Raw genomic sequence first — 16,492 nt, forward strand, 5'->3', positions numbered from 1 at the left:
CGGGAGTCGGGACCTCAGGAGTCCGCGGGAAGCGCCAGGTGCTCGGTGAGGAAGGCGTCGATCCGCTCCCAGGCGTCGGCCGCCGACTCCGGGTGCGGCCCGGTGTGCATCGCCCGGAACACCGGGCGCAGGGCCTTCGGCCCGTTGGGCGCTTCGTTGAGGAAGGAGTGCCCCGCCTCCGGGTACTCCTTGACGTCGTTGGCGACCCCCGCGGCGTCCAGGGCGGCACGCAGCTCGCCGGCGGCTCCGCGCAGGCCGCCGTCCCGCGCGCCGAAGCTGCCGACGACGGGGCAGGCCCGGTCCAGGGCGCCCTCCAGGTTCCGGGGGATGAACCCGTAGTTGACGGCGGAGGCGTCGAAGTCGGCGACGGTGGCCAGGGCGAACCCGCCGCCCATGCAGAACCCGACCACGCCGACCCGGCCGGTGCAGTCGTCCCGGTCCAGGAGCCACCGCTTGGCGGCGGCGATGTCGGCGATGGCCCGCCCGCGCCCGGAGCGCATGGCCAGGAGCACCCTGACCACGCAGCGGGCCATGCCGCCCTCGCTGTACAGGTCCGGGACGACGGTGAGGTAGCCGAGGCGGGCCAGCCGGTCGGCGTGGGCGCGCATCTGCTCGTCGACGCCCCAGGCCTCGTGGGTGATGACGACGCCGGGCCAGGGGCCCTCGCCCGCGGGAACGGCGAGGTGGGCGCGCAGGCGGGGCGACCCCTCCCCGTTCCGGGTGTACTCGCCAAGGTCGATGTCCGCCACGGTTCCTCCTGGTCCCGGCCCTCCGGATCGCCTACACCCTAGGGCGTCCGTGCCCGGGGGGACCAGGTGCGGACGGCGCCGGGCGGAGCCTGCGGACGCCGCACCCCACCAGGGATGGTGATCTGGGTCACATGACCACTCCCTCACCACGGACAACGCCGGCCCCAGGCGAACACCTTCGGTTACCGGGGTTGACCGGTGCGTTGCCTAATGGTCGTTTAGTTCCCGGTCCTCCACACCCGCTACCTCTGGGGAGACTCACCATGATCGACCGCAGACTGTTCCTCGGCGGCCTCGGGGCCGCCGCCACCGTCCCGCTCCTGGGCACGCTCGGCTGTGCCCCCCGGGAGGCCACGGCCGACCTCACCGCCTCTTCCGAAGCGGCCAATCCGGGAGCGCTCCCGGTGGGCTTCCGGAACGAGACCGGGCGGTTCTCCGACGACGAGATCCTCGTCTACGTGATCGGCACCGACCTCACCACCGGGCGGCACAGCCGGGTGGACGCCGACGGCGTCTCCCACCCCGTGAGCCTGGACGACAACGGCCCGGACGGGTACACCGACTACTCGATCCCGTTCGCCGACCTGGCCGGGCTGACCCTGCCGTACATGTCCGGGCGGATCTACCTCTCCCTGGGCGGCCCCCTGCACATCCGCATCGTCACCGACGGCAACGGCGCCCCGGCCCCGCAGCTGCCCGCCGGATGGGTGGAGGGCTCCCCCGGGTTCGACGTGCTGCACGACACCGTCGAGTTCACCCACAACGACGCGGGGATGTTCTGCAACACCAGCATGGTCGACCAGTTCAGCGTGCCCATCGGCATCCGGCTGATCGGCGACGCCGACCAGAGCACCGGGTTCTTCCGCCCCGGCGGACGCGAGGCGGTCTTCCGGACCCTGGCGGCCGACCCCGTGTTCTCGTCCCTGGTCTACGACGACCTGCGGGTCATCGCCCCCGGCCACGCGCTGGACGCCGGCCTCTTCCCGGCCGACTACTTCGACCCCTACATCGACCGCGTGTGGTCGCACTACGCGGGCAACGACCTGACCGTCACCACCAACGCCGGGACCTTCACCGGCCGGGTGCAGGGCGGGCGGTTCGCGTTCGACGGCGGGGTGCGCGCCTTCGACCGGCCCTCCACCCGGGACGTGCTGTTCTGCGACGGCGCGCTGGCCGCCCCCAACGACGGGATCAGCGGCCCGGTCGCCGCGATCCTGGGGGCCGCGCTCAACCGGTCCACCCTGCTCACCCAGCCGGCCCAGCCCACCGACGACCCCGCCGGCTTCTACCTGGACGAGGTCACCAACCGGTACGCGGCGGTCTTCCACGAGAACACCGTGGACGGCAAGGCCTACGGGTTCGCGTTCGACGACGTGGCGGACTTCGCCTCCTACGTCCAGGACCACGGCGCGCAGCGGCTGGAGGTCACCCTCACGGCCTTCTGAGGGCCGCGGCCCGGGGCGCCGACGCAGGTCGGCGCCCCTGGGCGGGTCCGGCGGGTCCGGCGGGTCCGGGCAGGTCCGGCCCCGGTCAGCGGCCGCCTCCCGCGGCGGGCGCGCCGGGACCGGCCAGGCCCAGCGGGCCGTCGGGGGCCGGGCGGAAGTGCCGGGCCACGTCCTGTGCGTCGACCCCGGCCAGGGTGTCGGGCACCCACTTGGGGGCGCGGTCCTTGTCGATGATCTGCGCGCGGACCCCCTCGACGAAGTCGGGCGAGTCCAGGGCCGCGCAGGAGACCCGGTACTCCTGCTCCAGGACCTCCGCCAGGCCGGGCAGGTCCCGCGCCCGGCGCAGCGCCTCCAGGGTGACCTTCACCGAGGTCGGCGACTTGGACAGGATCGTGTCGGCGGCCGCGGCCGCCGCCGGGTCGCCGTGGCCGCGCAGCCGCTCCACGATCTCCTCCGCGGTGCCGGCGGAGTAGCAGGCGTCGATCCAGCGCTCGCCGGTCAGGGTCGGGGCGGGAGCGGTCCCCGTGTACCGGCCCACCGCCTCGGCCACGTCCCCGGCCCCGGCCGCGCCGGCCAGGGCCCCGGCCAGGTCGGCCAGCCGCGCGGAGGGCACGTAATGGTCGGCCAGTCCCAGGGCGATGGCGTCGCCCGCGCCCACCGATCCGGCGGTGAGCGCCAGATGGGTGCCGGTCTCCCCGGGCGCCCGGGACAGCAGGTGGGTGCCGCCCACGTCGGGCACGAACCCGATGGTGGCCTCCGGCATGCCCACGGTCGAGCGCTCGGTGACGATCCGGACCGATCCGTGGGCGGAAACGCCGACGCCTCCGCCCATGACCACGCCGTCCATGAACGCGACGTAGGGCTTGGGGTAGCGGGAGATGTACTCGTTGAGCAGGTACTCGTCCCGCCAGAACGCGGCGGCCGCCCCGTCGCGGTCCCGGGCGCTGGCGGCCATGGCGCGGATGTCGCCGCCCGCGCACAGGCCCCGCTCGCCCGCCCCGTCGATGAGCACCGCGGCGACCGCGTCGTCGTGCTCCCAGGCGGACAGCGCCCCCCGCAGCGCGGTGACCATGTCGTGGTCCAGGGCGTTGATGGCGCGCGGCCGGTTCAGGGTGAGCCGCCCCAGGCGGCCCTCCACGCGGACCAGCACCTTCTCTCCGTCGGTGGACATCAGGCGGCCCCCTCCGGTACGCGCGCGGTGTTCGGGTTCATGACCTCGTCGGCCCCTTCCAGGATTCGGTGCACCCTCGGATCGCGCACGATCTTCTCAGTGCCGTGCCCGGCGGGGTGCCGGTAGCCCCCGCACAGGGTCTTCGTGTGCGGGCGCCGGGCGGGCCGTCACGGTCGGGCCGTGCCCCGCCGGCGGTGGTCGCGCTCGACGGCCGGCACCGGGCGGTCGACGCCCGCGACCCCGACGCGGTCCGCGCCGTCACCTCCGAGGACGTGGAGGTCGGCGGCCCCCGGGGCACGGCCCGGGGCATCGCCGCCCTCCTGGACTGGGTGCGCTCCTCCGGCATCCGGCTGGAGCCGACCGCGGTGTTCCCCGTGGACGGGCGGCGCACGGTGGTCGCCCAGAACGCCACCTGGCCCGGCCGTTCCGACCATGTGCCGGGGACCGCCCCGGCCGCCACCGCCACCCTCTTCGAGGTCCGCGACGGGCGGGTGTCCCGGGTTCTGCGCTTCGACGAGGGCGTAGAGGCCGCGCTGTCCGCCGCCTGGCAGACCGGTACCGGTCACGGGGTGTCCGGGACGGGGACTTAGAGTGGCCGCGAGGCCCGGCCCGCACCCCCGCGGAACCCCCGCCGCAGCCGGGCCGGAAAGGTCCGGTGATCCTCCCGTGCCCGACGACCACTCCCCCGCTCCGCGACCGAAGCCCGCCGATCGCTCGCTCGGCGGGCGCTTCTGGGCGTTCTGGTCGGCCGCGCTGGCCGCGAACCTGAGCGACGGCGTCGCCATGATCGCGATGCCGTGGCTGGCCTCCTCCCTCACCTCCGACCCCGTGCTGGTCGCCGCCGTGGCCACCGCCGGGCGGCTGCCCTGGCTGCTGCTGGCGCTGCCCGCCGGGGTGCTCATCGACCGGCTGCCCCGCATCCCCGTGATGGCCGGGGCCGGGACCGTCCGGCTGGCCCTGTGGGCGGCGCTGGCCGCCGTGGTGTTCTCCGGGGCGGCGTCGGTGCCGCTGCTGGTGGTGTTCGCGTTCTGTTTCGGGGCGCTGGAGGTCTGCTACGACACCGCGGCGGAGACGGTCGTCGCCTCGGTGGTCCCCCGGGACCGGCTGGAGCGCGCCAACGGGCACCTGCGCACCGGGGCCCTGGTCGTCCAGGAGTTCGGCGGGCGGCCCGTCGGCGGCCTGCTCATCTCCCTCGGGCTGTTCGCGCCGTTCGTGCTCAACGCCGCCGCGCTGGTGGTGTCGGTGCTGGCCCTGCTCCGGGTGCGCGGTGTGGACACGGGCGGACACGCCGGTACGGCCGGGCTCGGCGACGCGACCGCCGCCGGCCACGCCGGTACGGCCGGGCCCGCCCCGGAGCGGCGCGGGCTGCGGGGTGTCGGCGCGGACCTGGCCGAGGGGGTGCGGGCGATCCGGGAACAGCCGCTGCTGCGGCTGGTCGCGGGGATCGCCCTGTTCGTCAACGGGTGTTACGCCACCGCCCTGTCCACCCAGGTGCTGTTCGTGCGGGACGTGCTCGGCCTGGGGCCGGTCGGGTTCGGCCTGCTCATGGCGTTCGCCGCGGTCGGCGGGGTCGTCGGCGGCCAGTCGGTGGCCCGGCTGCGGGCGGCGCTCCCGCACGGCACGCTGCCGGTCGCCTGCCTGGCCGCCACGGGCATCGTCTACTGCGTGATCGCGGCGCTGCCGGTCCTCCCCGTGGTCGCCGTCGGGTACCTGCTGGCCGGCGGGCTCGTGCTCGGCTACGCGGTGGCGATGACCTCCATCCGCCAGCGCATCACACCCGACCGGCTGTTGGGCAGGGTCAACGCCGCCATGCGCACGGTGAGCTGGGGTGTCAGCGCCCTGGGCATGGCGGCGGGCGGGGTGATGGTCTCCGCCCTCACCCCGCTGACGGGGCACGAGGGCGCCCTGCGCGCCCCCTATGCCCTCATCGGTGCGGTCGGACTGGCCGTCGCGGTGTTCTTCGGCCGCAGGCTCGCACGCCTGGTGCGCGAATACGACGTCTGAGTCCCCTCCGCCTCAGTCGGCTCTGCCGCTCAGCGACCCCAGCAGTGTGTAGGCCTCGTCCATGCGGTCCGGGAAAACATCCGGACCCGGGGCCAGGCGCATGGCCGTCAGTTCGCAGGCCATCGAGATGTGCGAGGCCAGGACGGCGACGTTCTCCGGGGCACCGACCTCCACCAGTGCCCCGGCGAGCCGGATCGCCCGCTGCTGGCGGGTGAGCAGGTAGCGGGACCGCAGGTCGGTGCTCTCCCGGAGCAGCCGCACCAGGACGACCGAGTGCGCCGGGGAGAGCGCGGCGTGCGGACGGGCCGCGACACCGGCCTCCCTCAGCAGCTCCACGGCGGCGCCCAGATCGGCGCCCAGGGGTCTGGGGGCCTTGTCGCGCACGTAGGCGCACAGGCGCTCGACCTCGGCTCCCTCGTCGGCGAACAGCACCTGCTGCTTGTCGCCGAAGTAGCGGAAGAAGGTCGTACGGCCCACCTCCGCGCGCTCGGCGATGGCGGCGACCGTGACGTTGTCGAAACCGTGCTCGGCGAAGAGCTGGAAGGCGGCGGACACGATCATGGCTCTGGCCTTGCGGCGTTTGCGGGCGTGAAGTGTGTCGGGGGGGTGGTGCATGAGGCGGACCCTATCGAGTGGACCCGGTTCTACCTGGGGCGTGGGACCATTGGGACGGTAGTCCCGAAACGCCCCTTGAGGGCCGGGAGAGCGGGAAGTCGTCTGGACCTGATGGGGGTTTTGGAACGCATCCGCACGGGCTCAGGCCCCGTCCCGTACGGTGACGCCGGTTGGGGCGGAATTTTATTGCAGAGCGCCCCTGGTCTGACAACCGCAGTACCTCTGATTGGCGAATCCCCTCGCCCATATGGTTTCCGGCCGGGTGGAGGTTATGGCCTCCCAGGGTCCGCATTTCCCGGCGGCACCAATTCTGCACCCACAGGAAATCGTTCGGGTTCCTAACTATTGAAGGCTCATAGAAGACCGGAACCCGACCCGCTACCGGTGGTGCCCCCGTTTGTCGTGAGGACGTGCGAGAGTGTTGTGACCTGCTTCACGATACGGAGCCGAACATGACGTACTTGCTGGTCATCGGCACGCGCAAAGGTCTCTTCACCGCCACGGGCGAGGATCGGCGCACCTGGGAGGTGCGCGGCCCGCACCGGCTCGACAGCGCCGACTACGCGAGTATGAGCGCCGTGTACGCGGTCGGGATCGACCCGCACAGTGGGCGCATCCTGGCCGGCGCGGAGAGCTCCCACTTCGGCCCGAGCGTCTGGTACAGCGACGACGCCGGGGAGCACTGGCGGGAGCCCGAGACGGCTCCGCTGGTCTTTCCCGAGGACACCGACGCCTCGCTCACCCGGGTCTGGCAGTTCGCGTTCGGGGAGACTCCCGGTGTCGTCCACGCCGGGGTGGAGCCGCACGCCCTGTTCCGGTCCGCCGACGGCGGGGAGAGCTTCGAGCTGGTCCGCGCCCTGTGGGACCACCCGCACCGGGCCGACTGGTTCCCCGGCGCGGGCGGCGGCGCGGTGCACACGATCCTGCCCGGCGTACTGGGCCGGGGCGACCGCTCTCCCGAGGCGATGACCGTGGCCATGTCCACCGGCGGCGTCTACCAGACCGGGGACGGCGGGGCGAGCTGGGCGCCCGCCAACCGGGGCATCTCCGCGGTCTTCCTGCCCGAGGACGAACCCGAGTACGGGCAGTGCGTGCACAAGGTGGCGCTGGCCCCCGACGGTTCGATGTACGCCCAGAACCACCACGGGGTCTACCGGTCCGAGCACCCCGCCCGGGAGGGCTGGCGCCCGGTGGAGGAGGGGCTGCCCACGGACTTCGGGTTCGCGGTGGTGGCGCACCCCCACCTGCCCGGGACGGCGCTGAACTTCCCGGTGGTCAGCCAGGAGGTGCACCTCCCTCCGGAGAACCGGCTGGGCGTGTACCGGACCGACGACGGCGGCGGGCGGTGGGTCCCGGCCACCGAGGGGCTCCCGGAGGAGCCGTACTTCGGCATCGTGCTGCGCGACGCCGCCTGCACCGACGGGGCCGACTCCCCGGGCTTCTACTTCGGCACCCGGGGCGGGGACGTGTACGCGGCCGACGACGGCGGCCCCTGGCACCGGGTGGCCGCGCACCTGCCCGACGTCCTGTGCGTGCGGGCGACGGAGGTGTGAGATGAGCGTGACGGTCCACCTTCCCGGTCTGCTGCGGGCGGACGCCGGGGGCGCCGCCCACCTGCCCGTGGACGTCGGCCCGTCGGCGGTGCTGCGCGACGTGCTGGACCGGCTGGTGTCGGAGCACCCCGGCCTGGACCGGCGCATCCGCGACGAGCAGGGACGCCTGCGCCGGTACGTCAACGTGTTCGTGGACGCCGAGGAGTGCCGGGCCCTCGACGGCCTGGACACCCCGGTGCCCGAGGGCACCGACGTCCGCATCCTCCCCTCGGTCGCCGGCGGCTGACCCCGCCCCGGCGGCGGGTCGGCCCCTCCCGGCCGACCCGCCGGCCTGGCGGGGCGGTGCCGCCCGGAGGCCGGAGCGACGCGTTGCACACCGGCCGGGCCCGCCGCCGGGCGCCGCCCCGGGGCGCTACCCGGCCTGCACGGGCCGCGGACGTGGTCGGCGGCGCAGCGGCAGGACGCGCAGGTGGGTGATCATGCGCCACACCCACTCCAGCGGCCCGTAGCGGAACCGGGCCGACCACAGGCGGGCGAACACCAGCATGGCCGCGAAGTACCCGGCGGCCAGCACGTACTGGGCGAGCATGGGGATCTGCGTCTCCCAGGGTCCCATCGCGAGCAGGAAGACCGCCGTACTGCCCAGGTAGACGGTGAGCGTCATGCGCCCCAGCGGGGCCAGCGCGCCCAGGGCGCGCGCCGCACCGCGCCGCCTGCGCATCAGCCACCACACCAGCCCCAGGTAGAAGAGGGCGCCGCCCAGGCCCATCAGGGTGCCGGCGGCCGAGGTGAACAGGTGCGAGGCCGGGTGCACCAGCGGCATCCCGTCCGGTCCGAGCACCGGCACCCCGTCGGCGCCGAACTCCATGGGGAACAGCAGGTCGGAGCCGAACATCAGGGCCATGCCCAGGACCTGTCCGGCCAGGCCGGTCCACACCATGGCCGCGGGCAGCCGGGAGGGCTCCCCCGAGTGCTCGGGGTCCAGCTCGGGCCGCCGGGCCAGCCAGATCCCGACGCAGAAGAAGCCGAGGGTCTGCGGGACCAGGAGCAGCAGCAGCGCCCATTCGCCCGATAGCGGTACGAGGTTCTCGACGAACGGCGCGACCGCAAAGGCGACCGCCGCGGCGACCAGCGGCCGGCTCCGCCCGCCGGCCAGCAGCACCGGCATCAGCGGCGCCAGCACCAGGGCGGTGACGGAGTAGTGGGTGAGGATGTCGCCGGAGAACACCAGCAGGTGCGGCAGGCCGAACAGCAGGCCCAGCGAGACGTAGCGGCGCAGCATCAGCGCGAACGGCCGCTCCCCCCGCCCGTCCGCCGCCTTCCAGGCGAGCACCGCGCCGACGCCGAGCAGCACCATGAGCATGGACCGGGCCTTGCCCGACATGAGCAGGGTCAGCGCCGTGTCCACGGCCGAGGCGAGGGTGTCCGGTGCCCGTTCGCCCGCCCTCTCGGCGGAGAAGACGACGACGGTCACGTTCATCAGGACCACGCCGATCATCGCCAGCGCCCGCGCGACGTCGAGGAACTCGACCCGCCGCGCCGCGGCGGGCGGTCCCCCCGCCGCGGGCCGCCCCGCCTCCGCGGGCGGCCGCACCTCCCCGGTGCCCACCGTCTCCGTCATCCGCTCTCCCGCCATCGGGCTCCCCTTCGTCGTCTCCCCGGCCCACCACACCCCCGCCAGCCGTTCCGTAAGGCCGCGGGCACCCGCCCCCACGGGGCACGGACGTCCCGCCGCACGAGCGGCCTCTACAGGCCGCGCACGCGGACATCCGCACCCGTACTGGGCGAACCGCCGTGACGCCGCGGGCACCCGCACGTACGGGCACCCACGGGGCACGGCCGTCCCACCACACACGGCCGTTCCGCGAGCCGAGCGCACAGGCGCCCACTCCGCACGAACGGCCCCGCCACACGGGCGGCCGCTGTCAGCCGCCACACGCGGGAGCGCCTGCCGTGAACAGGCGCCCGCGAGGTGCGGACGCCCGGGCGCACAGGCGCCCATGCCGTGCGGGGGCTGCGCGGTACGGGTGTCCGTGCCGCGCGAACGGCCCCTTGCGGGGCTGTGCGGTGCGGTGACCGCACGGTGTCGGTGGTGTTCGTCGGCGCGGGGTGCGCCGACCTTTCCAAGGGTGGCGGGCGGGGCAGGTCGGCCACATCGGCTGAAAGAGCGGTCCCCCGCCTCGTCCTTTCGGCCGAGGGCCGGGAAGGGGCCGCGGCCTAGGCTGAGGGACATGGGGCTGAACAGGATCGTCGAGGTGCTCGGCGGACCCCTGGGGGAGAGGATCCTCTGGGGCGGCGCGGGCGCCGTGCTCGCGCTGGCCGTCGTCGCGGACCTGCTGACCGTGCGCAGCGGGCTGGCCGCGGTCCCGTGGCCGGGGCCGCCGCACGGGCCGTGGGACTGGCTGCCCGCGGCCTCGGGCGCGGCCGCCGGCGGGCTGGTGCTGCTCGCCCTGCGGCCGCGGGCCGGAGCGGCCGCCACCGGGGCGGCGGCGCTGGCCGCGCCCCTGGTGGTGGCGGCCTCCTCGCTGGCGCTGTGGCCGCTGCCCAAGGGGATGTTCGGCTACCCCGTCGCGATCTCCGAGGCGTGCGCCCTCCTGCTGGCCCTGGCCGTCACGGCGCTGCGCTGCGACGCGCGGTGGATCGCGGCGGTGTCGGCCGCCGCCTTCCTTGCCGCCGCCTCCGACCGGCTCCGGGAGGGGGCGGGCGACTTCCTCACCCCGGCCCTGCTGCTGGTCGCGGTGGGCCTGGCGCCGGGGCTGTACCTGCGGTGGCGCCGGTACCAGCGGGAGTACCACGTGGAGCGGGCGCGGGCCCAGGAGCGGCTGGCGGTCGCCCGCGACCTGCACGACGTGGTGGCCCACGAGGTCACCGGGATCGTCGTCCAGGCGCAGGCGCTGCGCCGGATCGCCGACACCAGGCCCGAGGCCGCGGTGCGGGCGCTGCCGGAGATCGAGGCGGCCGGGGCGCGCGCCCTGGAGGCGATGCGCTCCCTGGTGTCACGGCTGCGCGAGCCCGACGAGGCGCCACCGGTGCCGGACGCGTGGGAGGGCCTGAACCGCCTCGCCGGCGGCGCGGGCGGCCTGGAGGTGGCGGTGCGCGTGGAGGGCTCCCTGGCCGGGCTGGCGCCCGAGGTGGGCACCGCGCTGGTGCGGATCGCCCAGGAGGCGGTCACCAACGCCCGGCGCCACGCGCGCGGCGCCTCCCGGGTGTCCGTCGAGGTGGAGGCCGGCGACGGCGTGCGCATGGCGGTGCGCGACGACGGCCGCGGCTCGGGCGGTGCGGGCGGGTTCGGGCTGGTCGGCATGGCGGAGCGGGCACGGCTGCTGGGCGGCGAGCTGACCGCGGGCCCCGGCGCCGACGGCTGGGAGGTGCACGTCCGCCTCCCCGAGAAGCCCTGTGGATAACCTCCGGGGCGGCCCCGGACCGGGCACAGTGAAGGTGGAACGGGGGTGCCGGATGGCGATCAGGGTCCTGCTGGCCGACGACCAGCAGATGGTGCGGACGGGGTTCCGCTACATGTTGGAGGCCGAGGGCGACATCGAGGTGGTCGGCGAGACCGGGGATGGCCTGGAGGCGGTCCGGCTCGCCCGGGAGAGGCTTCCCGACGTGGTCCTCATGGACATCCGCATGCCGGGGATCGACGGCCTGGAGGCCACCCGGCGGCTGGCGGCCGACCCGGTCAAGGTGGTCGTGGTGACCACGTTCGACCTGGACGAGTACGTCAACGAGGCGCTCTCCTCGGGCGCCGTCGGCTTCCTGCTCAAGGACGCCGGCGCCGGGCTGCTGGTGGAGGCGGTGCGCGCCGCGGTGCGGGGCGACGCGCTGATCTCGCCGGAGATCACCGTCCGGCTGATCCGGCACTTCGCCACCGGGGGCCGCCCGGTGCGGGCCCGCGACGACGGCGGGCTCACCCCGCGCGAGCTGGAGATCGCCCGGACGGTGGCGCTGGGCCGGACCAACACCGAGATCGCCGCGCTGCTGCACGTCACGGTGAGCACCGTCAAGACCCACCTGGCGAGCATCCAGGCCAAGCTGGGCACCCGCAACCGGACCGAGCTGGTCGCCTGGGCCTTCCGCAACGGGCACGCGCGGTGAGCGCGGGCCCGGACGCGGGCGGGGCCCGGCCTTTGACGAAACCCTGACCCGCCACACGGCCACCCCTGGATCCGGCTCGACCCGTCGCGCAGGATCGTGGTGGCACGCCCCCGGCTCGGGGTAAAGGAACCGGGGAGACCGACGACCACTACCTCTGCGAGGCTCTGCATGGCGACGATGCGCGCTGCCCGGCTCAACGTTCGGACCAACACCCTGGAGGTCAAGGAGGTCCCCCGGCCGGTGCCCGGGCGCGGACAGGTCCTGGTGCGGGTGAAGGCCGCCGGGGTGTGCCTGTCCGACGTGCACCTCATCGACGGCACCCTCAGACCGCTGTACCTGGAGGGCGACGAGGTCACCCTGGGCCACGAGGTGGCGGGGGTGGTCGAGGAGCTCGGCCCGGAGGTGGCCGACACCGAGGTGGGCGAGCGGGTGGCGCTCCAGGCGGGCCAGATCGACCACCACGGCCGGGTGCTCACCCGGGGCGTGGACTACGACGGCGGCTGGGCGGAGTACGCCCTCGCCGACGAGGAGACCCTCGTCCCCCTCCCGGACGACCTGCCCTTCGAGCAGGCGGCGATCATCCCGGACGCGGTGTCCACCCCCTGGGCCGCGGTCACCACCACCGGTGACGTCGGCCCGGCCGAGGCGGTCGCCGTGTGGGGTGTGGGCGGTCTGGGCGCCCACGCGGTGAAGCTGCTGCGCCTGGTGGGCGCGGCGCCGATCATCGCCGCCGACCCGGACCCCCAGGCCCGGCAGCGGGCCCTGGACTTCGGCGCCGACGCGGCCCTGGACTCCACCGCCCCGGACTTCCTGACCAGGATCGGCGAGCTCACCGACGGCCACGGGCTGGCGGTGGCGTTCGACTTCGCCGGGGTCCCGGTGGTGCGCGAGCAGGCGCTCCAGGTGCTGGGCGAGCACGGCCGCCTGGTCCTGGTGGGGCTCACCGACAAACCCCTGGAGGTCAAGGACGGCACCCGGTTCAGCTATCTCAAGCAGCAGATCCTGGGCCACTACGGCTCGGAGCCCGAGCACGTGATCCAGCTCGTCCAGCTGGTCCGGGCGGGCCGCCTGGACTTCTCCACGTCGATCAGCGGCACCTTCCCCCTGGAGGAGGCCCCGGCGGCGGTGGAGCAGCTGGAGAAGCGGGTCGGCTCGCCGGTCCGCCTCGTGCTACAGCCGTGACCACCGGCCGGACCGGCCCCCGGTCCGGTCGGTCGGCCCTCGACTCCATGCAGACCCCGTCGTCCCGGCCGGACCCGGCCGGGACGCCCCAAACGAACCGACCTCATCCGGCCGGGCTCGGTCCGGGCGGACCCGGCTCTACCCTCGGGTCGTCCGCTGCGCCCGGGCCGCCCGGCCAGGGCCCACCCGGCCCCGGGGCGCGCCGCGCCCCGGTCCGCCCCTGGTCCGCCCCGGGTCCCGGCGGCACGGACGCGGTCACCAGGCGGCGGGGGCGTAGTCCTTGAGGAAGCAGCCGTGCACGTCCTCGCCGCGCTCGCCCCGGACGATGGGGTCGTACACGCGCGCGGCCCCGTCCTCCAGGTCCAGGGGGGCGTGGAACCCGGCCTCGGCCATCCGCTCCTTGTCGGGGTGGGGCCGCTCGTCGGTGATCCACCCGGTGTCGACGCTGGTCATCAGGATGCCGTCGGTCTCCAGCATCTCCTGGGCGCTGGTGCGGGTGAGCATGTTGAGCGCGGCCTTGGCCATGTTGGTGTGCGGGTGGCCGGGGCCCTTGTAGCCGCGGCCGAACACCCCCTCCATGGCGGACACGTTGACGATGTAGGTGCGCCGCGCGGTCGAGGCGGCCAGCGCCGGGCGCAGCCGGTCCACCAGCAGGAACGGCGCGGTCACGTTGCACAGCTGGACCTCGAGCATCTCGACGGGCTCGATGTCGCCGATCCGGTCGGTCCAGCTGTTGTCGGCGGCCAGGTCGGGCAGCAGGCCCCCGGCGTCGACGGCGGTGCCCGCGCGGACCCGCTCCAGCGACGCCGACCCGGTGGTGAGCGCCAGCGAGGTGAGCATCTCGGGGGTGAGCGCGTTGCCGTCGAGGGCGTCGGAGGACTCCAGGGCCTGCCGTCCCACACCGCCCAGCACGAGCGGGCGCGGCAGGTGGTCGCCGGTCAGGGGGTGGGACTCGGCCTCGATGAGCGGCCCGTAGGACGCCGGGGAGCGGCGCACCGTCTGGGCGGCGTTGTTGATGAGGATGTCGAGCGGCCCCCGGGCGGCCACCTCGTCGGCCAGGCGCAGCACCTGGGCCGGGTCGCGCAGGTCGATGCCGACGACGTCCAGCCGGTGCAGCCACCGGTCGCTGTCGGGCATCGCGGCGAACCGGCGGACGGCGTCGTTGGGGAACCGGGTGGTGACGGTGGTGTGCGCCCCGTCGCGCAGCAGCCGCAGCGCGATGTACATGCCGATCTTGGCGCGGCCGCCGGTGAGCAGGGCCCGCCGCCCGGTCAGGTCGGTGCGGGCGTGGCGGCGCTCCCTGTTGAAGGCGGCGCAGGCCGGGCACAGCTGGTGGTAGAAGGCGTCGACCTCGCGGTACTTCTCCTTGCAGATGTAGCACCCGCGCGCCTTGCGCAGCACCCCGGCGAGCTCGCCGGCGGCGCCGCTGCTGAGGGCCCGCCCGTTGGTCTCGTCGTCGATGCGGTCGGGGGCGGCGGTGGCGGTGGCGGCCAGCACGGCGTCGTCGTGGGCCCTGCGGGCCTCGCGTCGCTCCCTGCGGCGGGTCTCCTTCACCGTCTTGAACAGCTTGGCGCTGGCCCTCTGGAGGGCGAGGGAGTCGGGGTGGTCGCTGGGCAGCTCTCCGACCCGGGCGATCACGTCCAGGCACACCCGCATCCGCTCGGGGTCGATGCTCCCGGTCCCCTCGGCGGCCACCGTGTTCGTCTCCGTCATCCGCTCACTCCACATGGACGTCCTGCCGGGCGCGACTCTTCGCCCAGAGGAACCTTATGCGCACGAAACGGTGTCCGGGACGGGCGACCATGGAAGGACGAGACGACGCGGGTGCCCCGCGGGTTGGGAGAGACCAGTGACCAGACCGACGACCGGCGAGCGCGAGCTCGTCGTGCTGCTCGACGAGGGCCTCGAACCGGTGGGGACGGCGGACAAGGCCGCGGTGCACACCGCCGACACCCCGCTGCACCTGGCGTTCTCCTGCTATGTCAGGGACGGTTCGGGCCGGGTCCTGCTGACCCGCCGCGCCCTGGGCAAGACCACCTGGCCGGGGGTGTGGACGAACAGCTGCTGCGGCCACCCGGCGCCGGGCGAGGACCTGGAGGCCGCGGTGCGCCGCCGGGTGGGCCAGGAATTGGGGCTGTCCCTGACCGAGGTGCGCCCCGCGCTGCCGGACTTCCGCTACCGGGCGGTGTCGGCGGAGGGGATCGTCGAGAACGAGTTCTGCCCGGTGTTCTGGGCGCTGACCGACGACGCCCCGTCCCCGGACCCGGCCGAGGTGGCCGAGTTCTCCTGGGCGCGCTGGGAGGACCTGGTGACGGTGGCCGAACGCACCCCGTGGCTGCTCAGCCCGTGGGCGGTGGAGCAGATCCCCCTCCTGGACCGCCTCTGACCCCGGGCTCCGTCCGGCTCCGCCCGCCGCGCCGCCCGCCTCCTGCGCTGCCGCCGCCGACGCGGGCGGCGGCCGCTCCCGGCCGGGCGGCGCGGCGGGGCTCCGGATCGGGGTAGGACTCCGGTCGGCACGTCCCTCCTCCCCCCTGGAGCCGCACCGATGTCCCCTGTCCCCCCGGGCCGGGCCGCGCGCCCGGCCGTGGTCGCCTTCGACGTCCTCGACACCCTGTTCCCGCTGGCCCCGCTGGAGTGGCGGTTCCGCGAGGCGGGCATCCCCCGGGTCCTGATGGCCCGCTGGTCCGACCACCTGGCGCGGGACGTGTTCGCGCTGGCGCTGGTGGGCGGCGGGCGGTCCTTCGAGGACGTGGTGCGCACCGCGCTGCGCGACGTCACGGGCCACCAGATCGCCCCTGCCGCGGAGGACGCGATCGTGGACGGGCTGTCGGAGCTGGAGCCGCGCCGGGAGGCGGCCGCCGCCCTGGCCGCGGTGCGCGACGCGGGCCTGCGGGCGGTGGTCTTCGGCAACACGGGTCCGGCCACGGCCCTGGAGCTGGTGGAGCGGGCCGGCCTGGAGGGGCTGGTGGAGGGGGTCATGGGCGGCGGCCCGGGCCGGGCCTGGAAGCCCTCTCCGGAGGCCTACCGGGCGGCGGCGCGCTCCCTGGGCGTGGTGCCGGGGCGGCTGGCGCTGGTGACGGCGCACGGCTGGGACGTGGCGGGGGCGGCCCGCGCGGGGCTGGTCACGGGCTGGTCGGCGCACCTGGAAAGGCGGTTCCCCGCGGTCTTCGGCGCTCCGGACGCGACGGGCGCCGACCTGGTGGAGACGGTGGAGGCGCTGCCGGGCCTGGCCGCGCCGTGAGCGTCCCCCGTTCCGTCCGCCGCTCCTCCCGGGTCCCCGGTCAGTCCTCCCAGGAGGCGTCGTACTGCGGGTGCCCCCGGTAGACGGCGGCCAGGTACTTCACGGCCAGCCGCCAGGCCAGCAGCTCGGACCAGGGGTCCTCGCCCTGCCGTGCGGGGACGGGGGGCGCCCCGGCCATGGTCGGCTGGAGGCTGCGCATGCTGGCGTGGTGCGCGCGCGTGTACCCCTGCACGATCTTGCGCTTGGCGGCGACTTCGGCCAACGCCCGGTCCCGGCCGCGTGCTCCCACGGGTACGGCCTTCGACGCGCGCTCGTCCTCGTCCAAACGCGCGTTGAGGAACTCGACGATGGTCAACGGACAACTCCTATCCTGAGCCCCCAATGCCTTACATAAGGGTCAGTATCTGCCATAACCCCCGAGTGGGCCACCACCGGCG

At 74.9% G+C, this 16,492-nt stretch carries 16 protein-coding genes; 10 read left to right on the forward strand and 6 right to left on the reverse strand.

Features of this window, described 5'->3' with window-relative positions:
- Nucleotides 1-14: 14 nt before the first annotated feature.
- Nucleotides 15-749, reverse strand: coding sequence for a dienelactone hydrolase family protein (locus tag K1J57_RS06495; protein ID WP_220563564.1), 735 nt, complete (start codon nt 747-749; stop codon nt 15-17).
- 263 nt (nt 750-1,012) lie between these two features.
- Between K1J57_RS06495 and K1J57_RS06500 the strand changes: the two genes are divergently transcribed.
- Nucleotides 1,013-2,194 carry a beta-1,3-glucanase family protein gene (locus K1J57_RS06500; RefSeq protein WP_220563565.1) on the forward strand — a complete coding sequence of 394 codons (1,182 nt, stop codon included), beginning with the start codon at nt 1,013-1,015 and terminating at the stop codon, nt 2,192-2,194.
- An 85-nt stretch (nt 2,195-2,279) separates the two neighbouring features.
- Here the strand turns inward: K1J57_RS06500 and K1J57_RS06505 are convergent, their stop codons facing one another.
- Nucleotides 2,280-3,365 (reverse strand): enoyl-CoA hydratase/isomerase family protein, encoded by a 1,086-nt coding sequence (locus K1J57_RS06505; protein WP_220563566.1) that lies wholly within the window; start codon nt 3,363-3,365, stop codon nt 2,280-2,282.
- Nucleotides 3,366-3,559: 194 nt separating this feature from the next.
- On the opposite strand from K1J57_RS06505, the gene K1J57_RS06510 reads away from it, so the two are divergent.
- Nucleotides 3,560-3,955, forward strand: coding sequence for a nuclear transport factor 2 family protein (locus K1J57_RS06510; protein WP_220563567.1), 396 nt, complete (start codon nt 3,560-3,562; stop codon nt 3,953-3,955).
- Between the two features lie 76 nt (nt 3,956-4,031).
- On the forward strand, nt 4,032-5,369 hold the full coding sequence (locus tag K1J57_RS06515) for an MFS transporter (protein WP_220563568.1): 1,338 nt from the start codon (nt 4,032-4,034) through the stop codon (nt 5,367-5,369).
- A gap of 12 nt (nt 5,370-5,381) precedes the next feature.
- Here K1J57_RS06515 and K1J57_RS06520 read toward each other — a convergent pair whose 3' ends face one another.
- Nucleotides 5,382-5,984 carry a TetR/AcrR family transcriptional regulator gene (locus K1J57_RS06520; RefSeq protein WP_220563569.1) on the reverse strand — a complete coding sequence of 201 codons (603 nt, stop codon included), beginning with the start codon at nt 5,982-5,984 and terminating at the stop codon, nt 5,382-5,384.
- Between the two features lie 452 nt (nt 5,985-6,436).
- Here K1J57_RS06520 and K1J57_RS06525 point away from each other — a divergent pair, with 452 nt between their 5' ends.
- Nucleotides 6,437-7,537 (forward strand): sialidase family protein, encoded by a 1,101-nt coding sequence (locus tag K1J57_RS06525; RefSeq protein ID WP_220563570.1) that lies wholly within the window; start codon nt 6,437-6,439, stop codon nt 7,535-7,537.
- Nucleotide 7,538: 1 nt separating this feature from the next.
- Nucleotides 7,539-7,823 carry a ubiquitin-like small modifier protein 1 gene (locus K1J57_RS06530; RefSeq protein ID WP_220563571.1) on the forward strand — a complete coding sequence of 95 codons (285 nt, stop codon included), beginning with the start codon at nt 7,539-7,541 and terminating at the stop codon, nt 7,821-7,823.
- Nucleotides 7,824-7,949: 126 nt separating this feature from the next.
- Here K1J57_RS06530 and K1J57_RS06535 read toward each other — a convergent pair whose 3' ends face one another.
- Nucleotides 7,950-9,158, reverse strand: a complete 1,209-nt coding sequence (locus K1J57_RS06535; RefSeq protein ID WP_220563572.1) for a DUF418 domain-containing protein — start codon at nt 9,156-9,158, stop codon at nt 7,950-7,952.
- Between the two features lie 610 nt (nt 9,159-9,768).
- Here K1J57_RS06535 and K1J57_RS06540 point away from each other — a divergent pair.
- The 3 genes from K1J57_RS06540 (at nt 9,769) to K1J57_RS06550 (ending at nt 12,814) form a co-directional block, all read left to right on the forward strand.
- Nucleotides 9,769-10,941 carry a sensor histidine kinase gene (locus tag K1J57_RS06540; RefSeq protein WP_220563573.1) on the forward strand — a complete coding sequence of 391 codons (1,173 nt, stop codon included), beginning with the start codon at nt 9,769-9,771 and terminating at the stop codon, nt 10,939-10,941.
- 52 nt (nt 10,942-10,993) lie between these two features.
- Nucleotides 10,994-11,632 carry a response regulator transcription factor gene (locus tag K1J57_RS06545; RefSeq protein ID WP_220563574.1) on the forward strand — a complete coding sequence of 213 codons (639 nt, stop codon included), beginning with the start codon at nt 10,994-10,996 and terminating at the stop codon, nt 11,630-11,632.
- Nucleotides 11,633-11,800: 168 nt separating this feature from the next.
- A complete protein-coding gene (locus K1J57_RS06550; protein WP_220563575.1) occupies nt 11,801-12,814 on the forward strand; it encodes a zinc-binding dehydrogenase in 1,014 nt (337 codons plus the stop codon).
- Nucleotides 12,815-13,069: 255 nt separating this feature from the next.
- Here the strand turns inward: K1J57_RS06550 and K1J57_RS06555 are convergent, their stop codons facing one another.
- Complete coding sequence (locus K1J57_RS06555) at nt 13,070-14,527, reverse strand: SDR family oxidoreductase (RefSeq protein ID WP_220563576.1); 1,458 nt, start codon at nt 14,525-14,527, stop codon at nt 13,070-13,072.
- Nucleotides 14,528-14,663: 136 nt separating this feature from the next.
- Here K1J57_RS06555 and idi point away from each other — a divergent pair, with 136 nt between their 5' ends.
- Together idi and K1J57_RS06565 are read left to right on the forward strand one after the other, a co-directional pair.
- Nucleotides 14,664-15,200, forward strand: a complete 537-nt coding sequence (idi, locus tag K1J57_RS06560) for an isopentenyl-diphosphate Delta-isomerase (RefSeq protein ID WP_255646863.1) — start codon at nt 14,664-14,666, stop codon at nt 15,198-15,200.
- Nucleotides 15,201-15,359: 159 nt separating this feature from the next.
- A complete protein-coding gene (locus K1J57_RS06565) occupies nt 15,360-16,055 on the forward strand; it encodes an HAD family hydrolase (RefSeq protein ID WP_220563578.1) in 696 nt (231 codons plus the stop codon).
- A gap of 40 nt (nt 16,056-16,095) precedes the next feature.
- Here K1J57_RS06565 and K1J57_RS06570 read toward each other — a convergent pair whose 3' ends face one another.
- The gene (locus K1J57_RS06570; protein ID WP_220563579.1) at nt 16,096-16,410 is read right to left on the reverse strand and encodes a DUF6221 family protein; all 315 of its coding nucleotides are present in this window, start codon (nt 16,408-16,410) and stop codon (nt 16,096-16,098) included.
- Between the last annotated feature and the right edge of the window lie 82 nt (nt 16,411-16,492).

The sequence above is a fragment of the Nocardiopsis sp. MT53 genome, assembly GCF_019598965.1.
Lineage (GTDB): Bacteria > Actinomycetota > Actinomycetes > Streptosporangiales > Streptosporangiaceae > Nocardiopsis > Nocardiopsis changdeensis.

Bases quoted from the DNA above. Each gene is read 5' to 3' on its own strand.
- K1J57_RS06555 (WP_220563576.1), bottom strand. From the start codon at position 14,527: ATGACGGAGACGAACACGGTGGCCGCCGAGGGGACCGGGAGCATCGAC.
- K1J57_RS06525 (WP_220563570.1), top strand. From the start codon at position 6,437: ATGACGTACTTGCTGGTCATCGGCACGCGCAAAGGTCTCTTCACCGCC.
- K1J57_RS06535 (WP_220563572.1), bottom strand. From the start codon at position 9,158: ATGACGGAGACGGTGGGCACCGGGGAGGTGCGGCCGCCCGCGGAGGCG.
- K1J57_RS06530 (WP_220563571.1), top strand. From the start codon at position 7,539: ATGAGCGTGACGGTCCACCTTCCCGGTCTGCTGCGGGCGGACGCCGGG.
- K1J57_RS06540 (WP_220563573.1), top strand. From the start codon at position 9,769: ATGGGGCTGAACAGGATCGTCGAGGTGCTCGGCGGACCCCTGGGGGAG.
- K1J57_RS06565 (WP_220563578.1), top strand. From the start codon at position 15,360: ATGTCCCCTGTCCCCCCGGGCCGGGCCGCGCGCCCGGCCGTGGTCGCC.
- K1J57_RS06545 (WP_220563574.1), top strand. From the start codon at position 10,994: ATGGCGATCAGGGTCCTGCTGGCCGACGACCAGCAGATGGTGCGGACG.
- K1J57_RS06550 (WP_220563575.1), top strand. From the start codon at position 11,801: ATGGCGACGATGCGCGCTGCCCGGCTCAACGTTCGGACCAACACCCTG.
- K1J57_RS06520 (WP_220563569.1), bottom strand. From the start codon at position 5,984: ATGCACCACCCCCCCGACACACTTCACGCCCGCAAACGCCGCAAGGCC.
- K1J57_RS06500 (WP_220563565.1), top strand. From the start codon at position 1,013: ATGATCGACCGCAGACTGTTCCTCGGCGGCCTCGGGGCCGCCGCCACC.
- K1J57_RS06505 (WP_220563566.1), bottom strand. From the start codon at position 3,365: ATGTCCACCGACGGAGAGAAGGTGCTGGTCCGCGTGGAGGGCCGCCTG.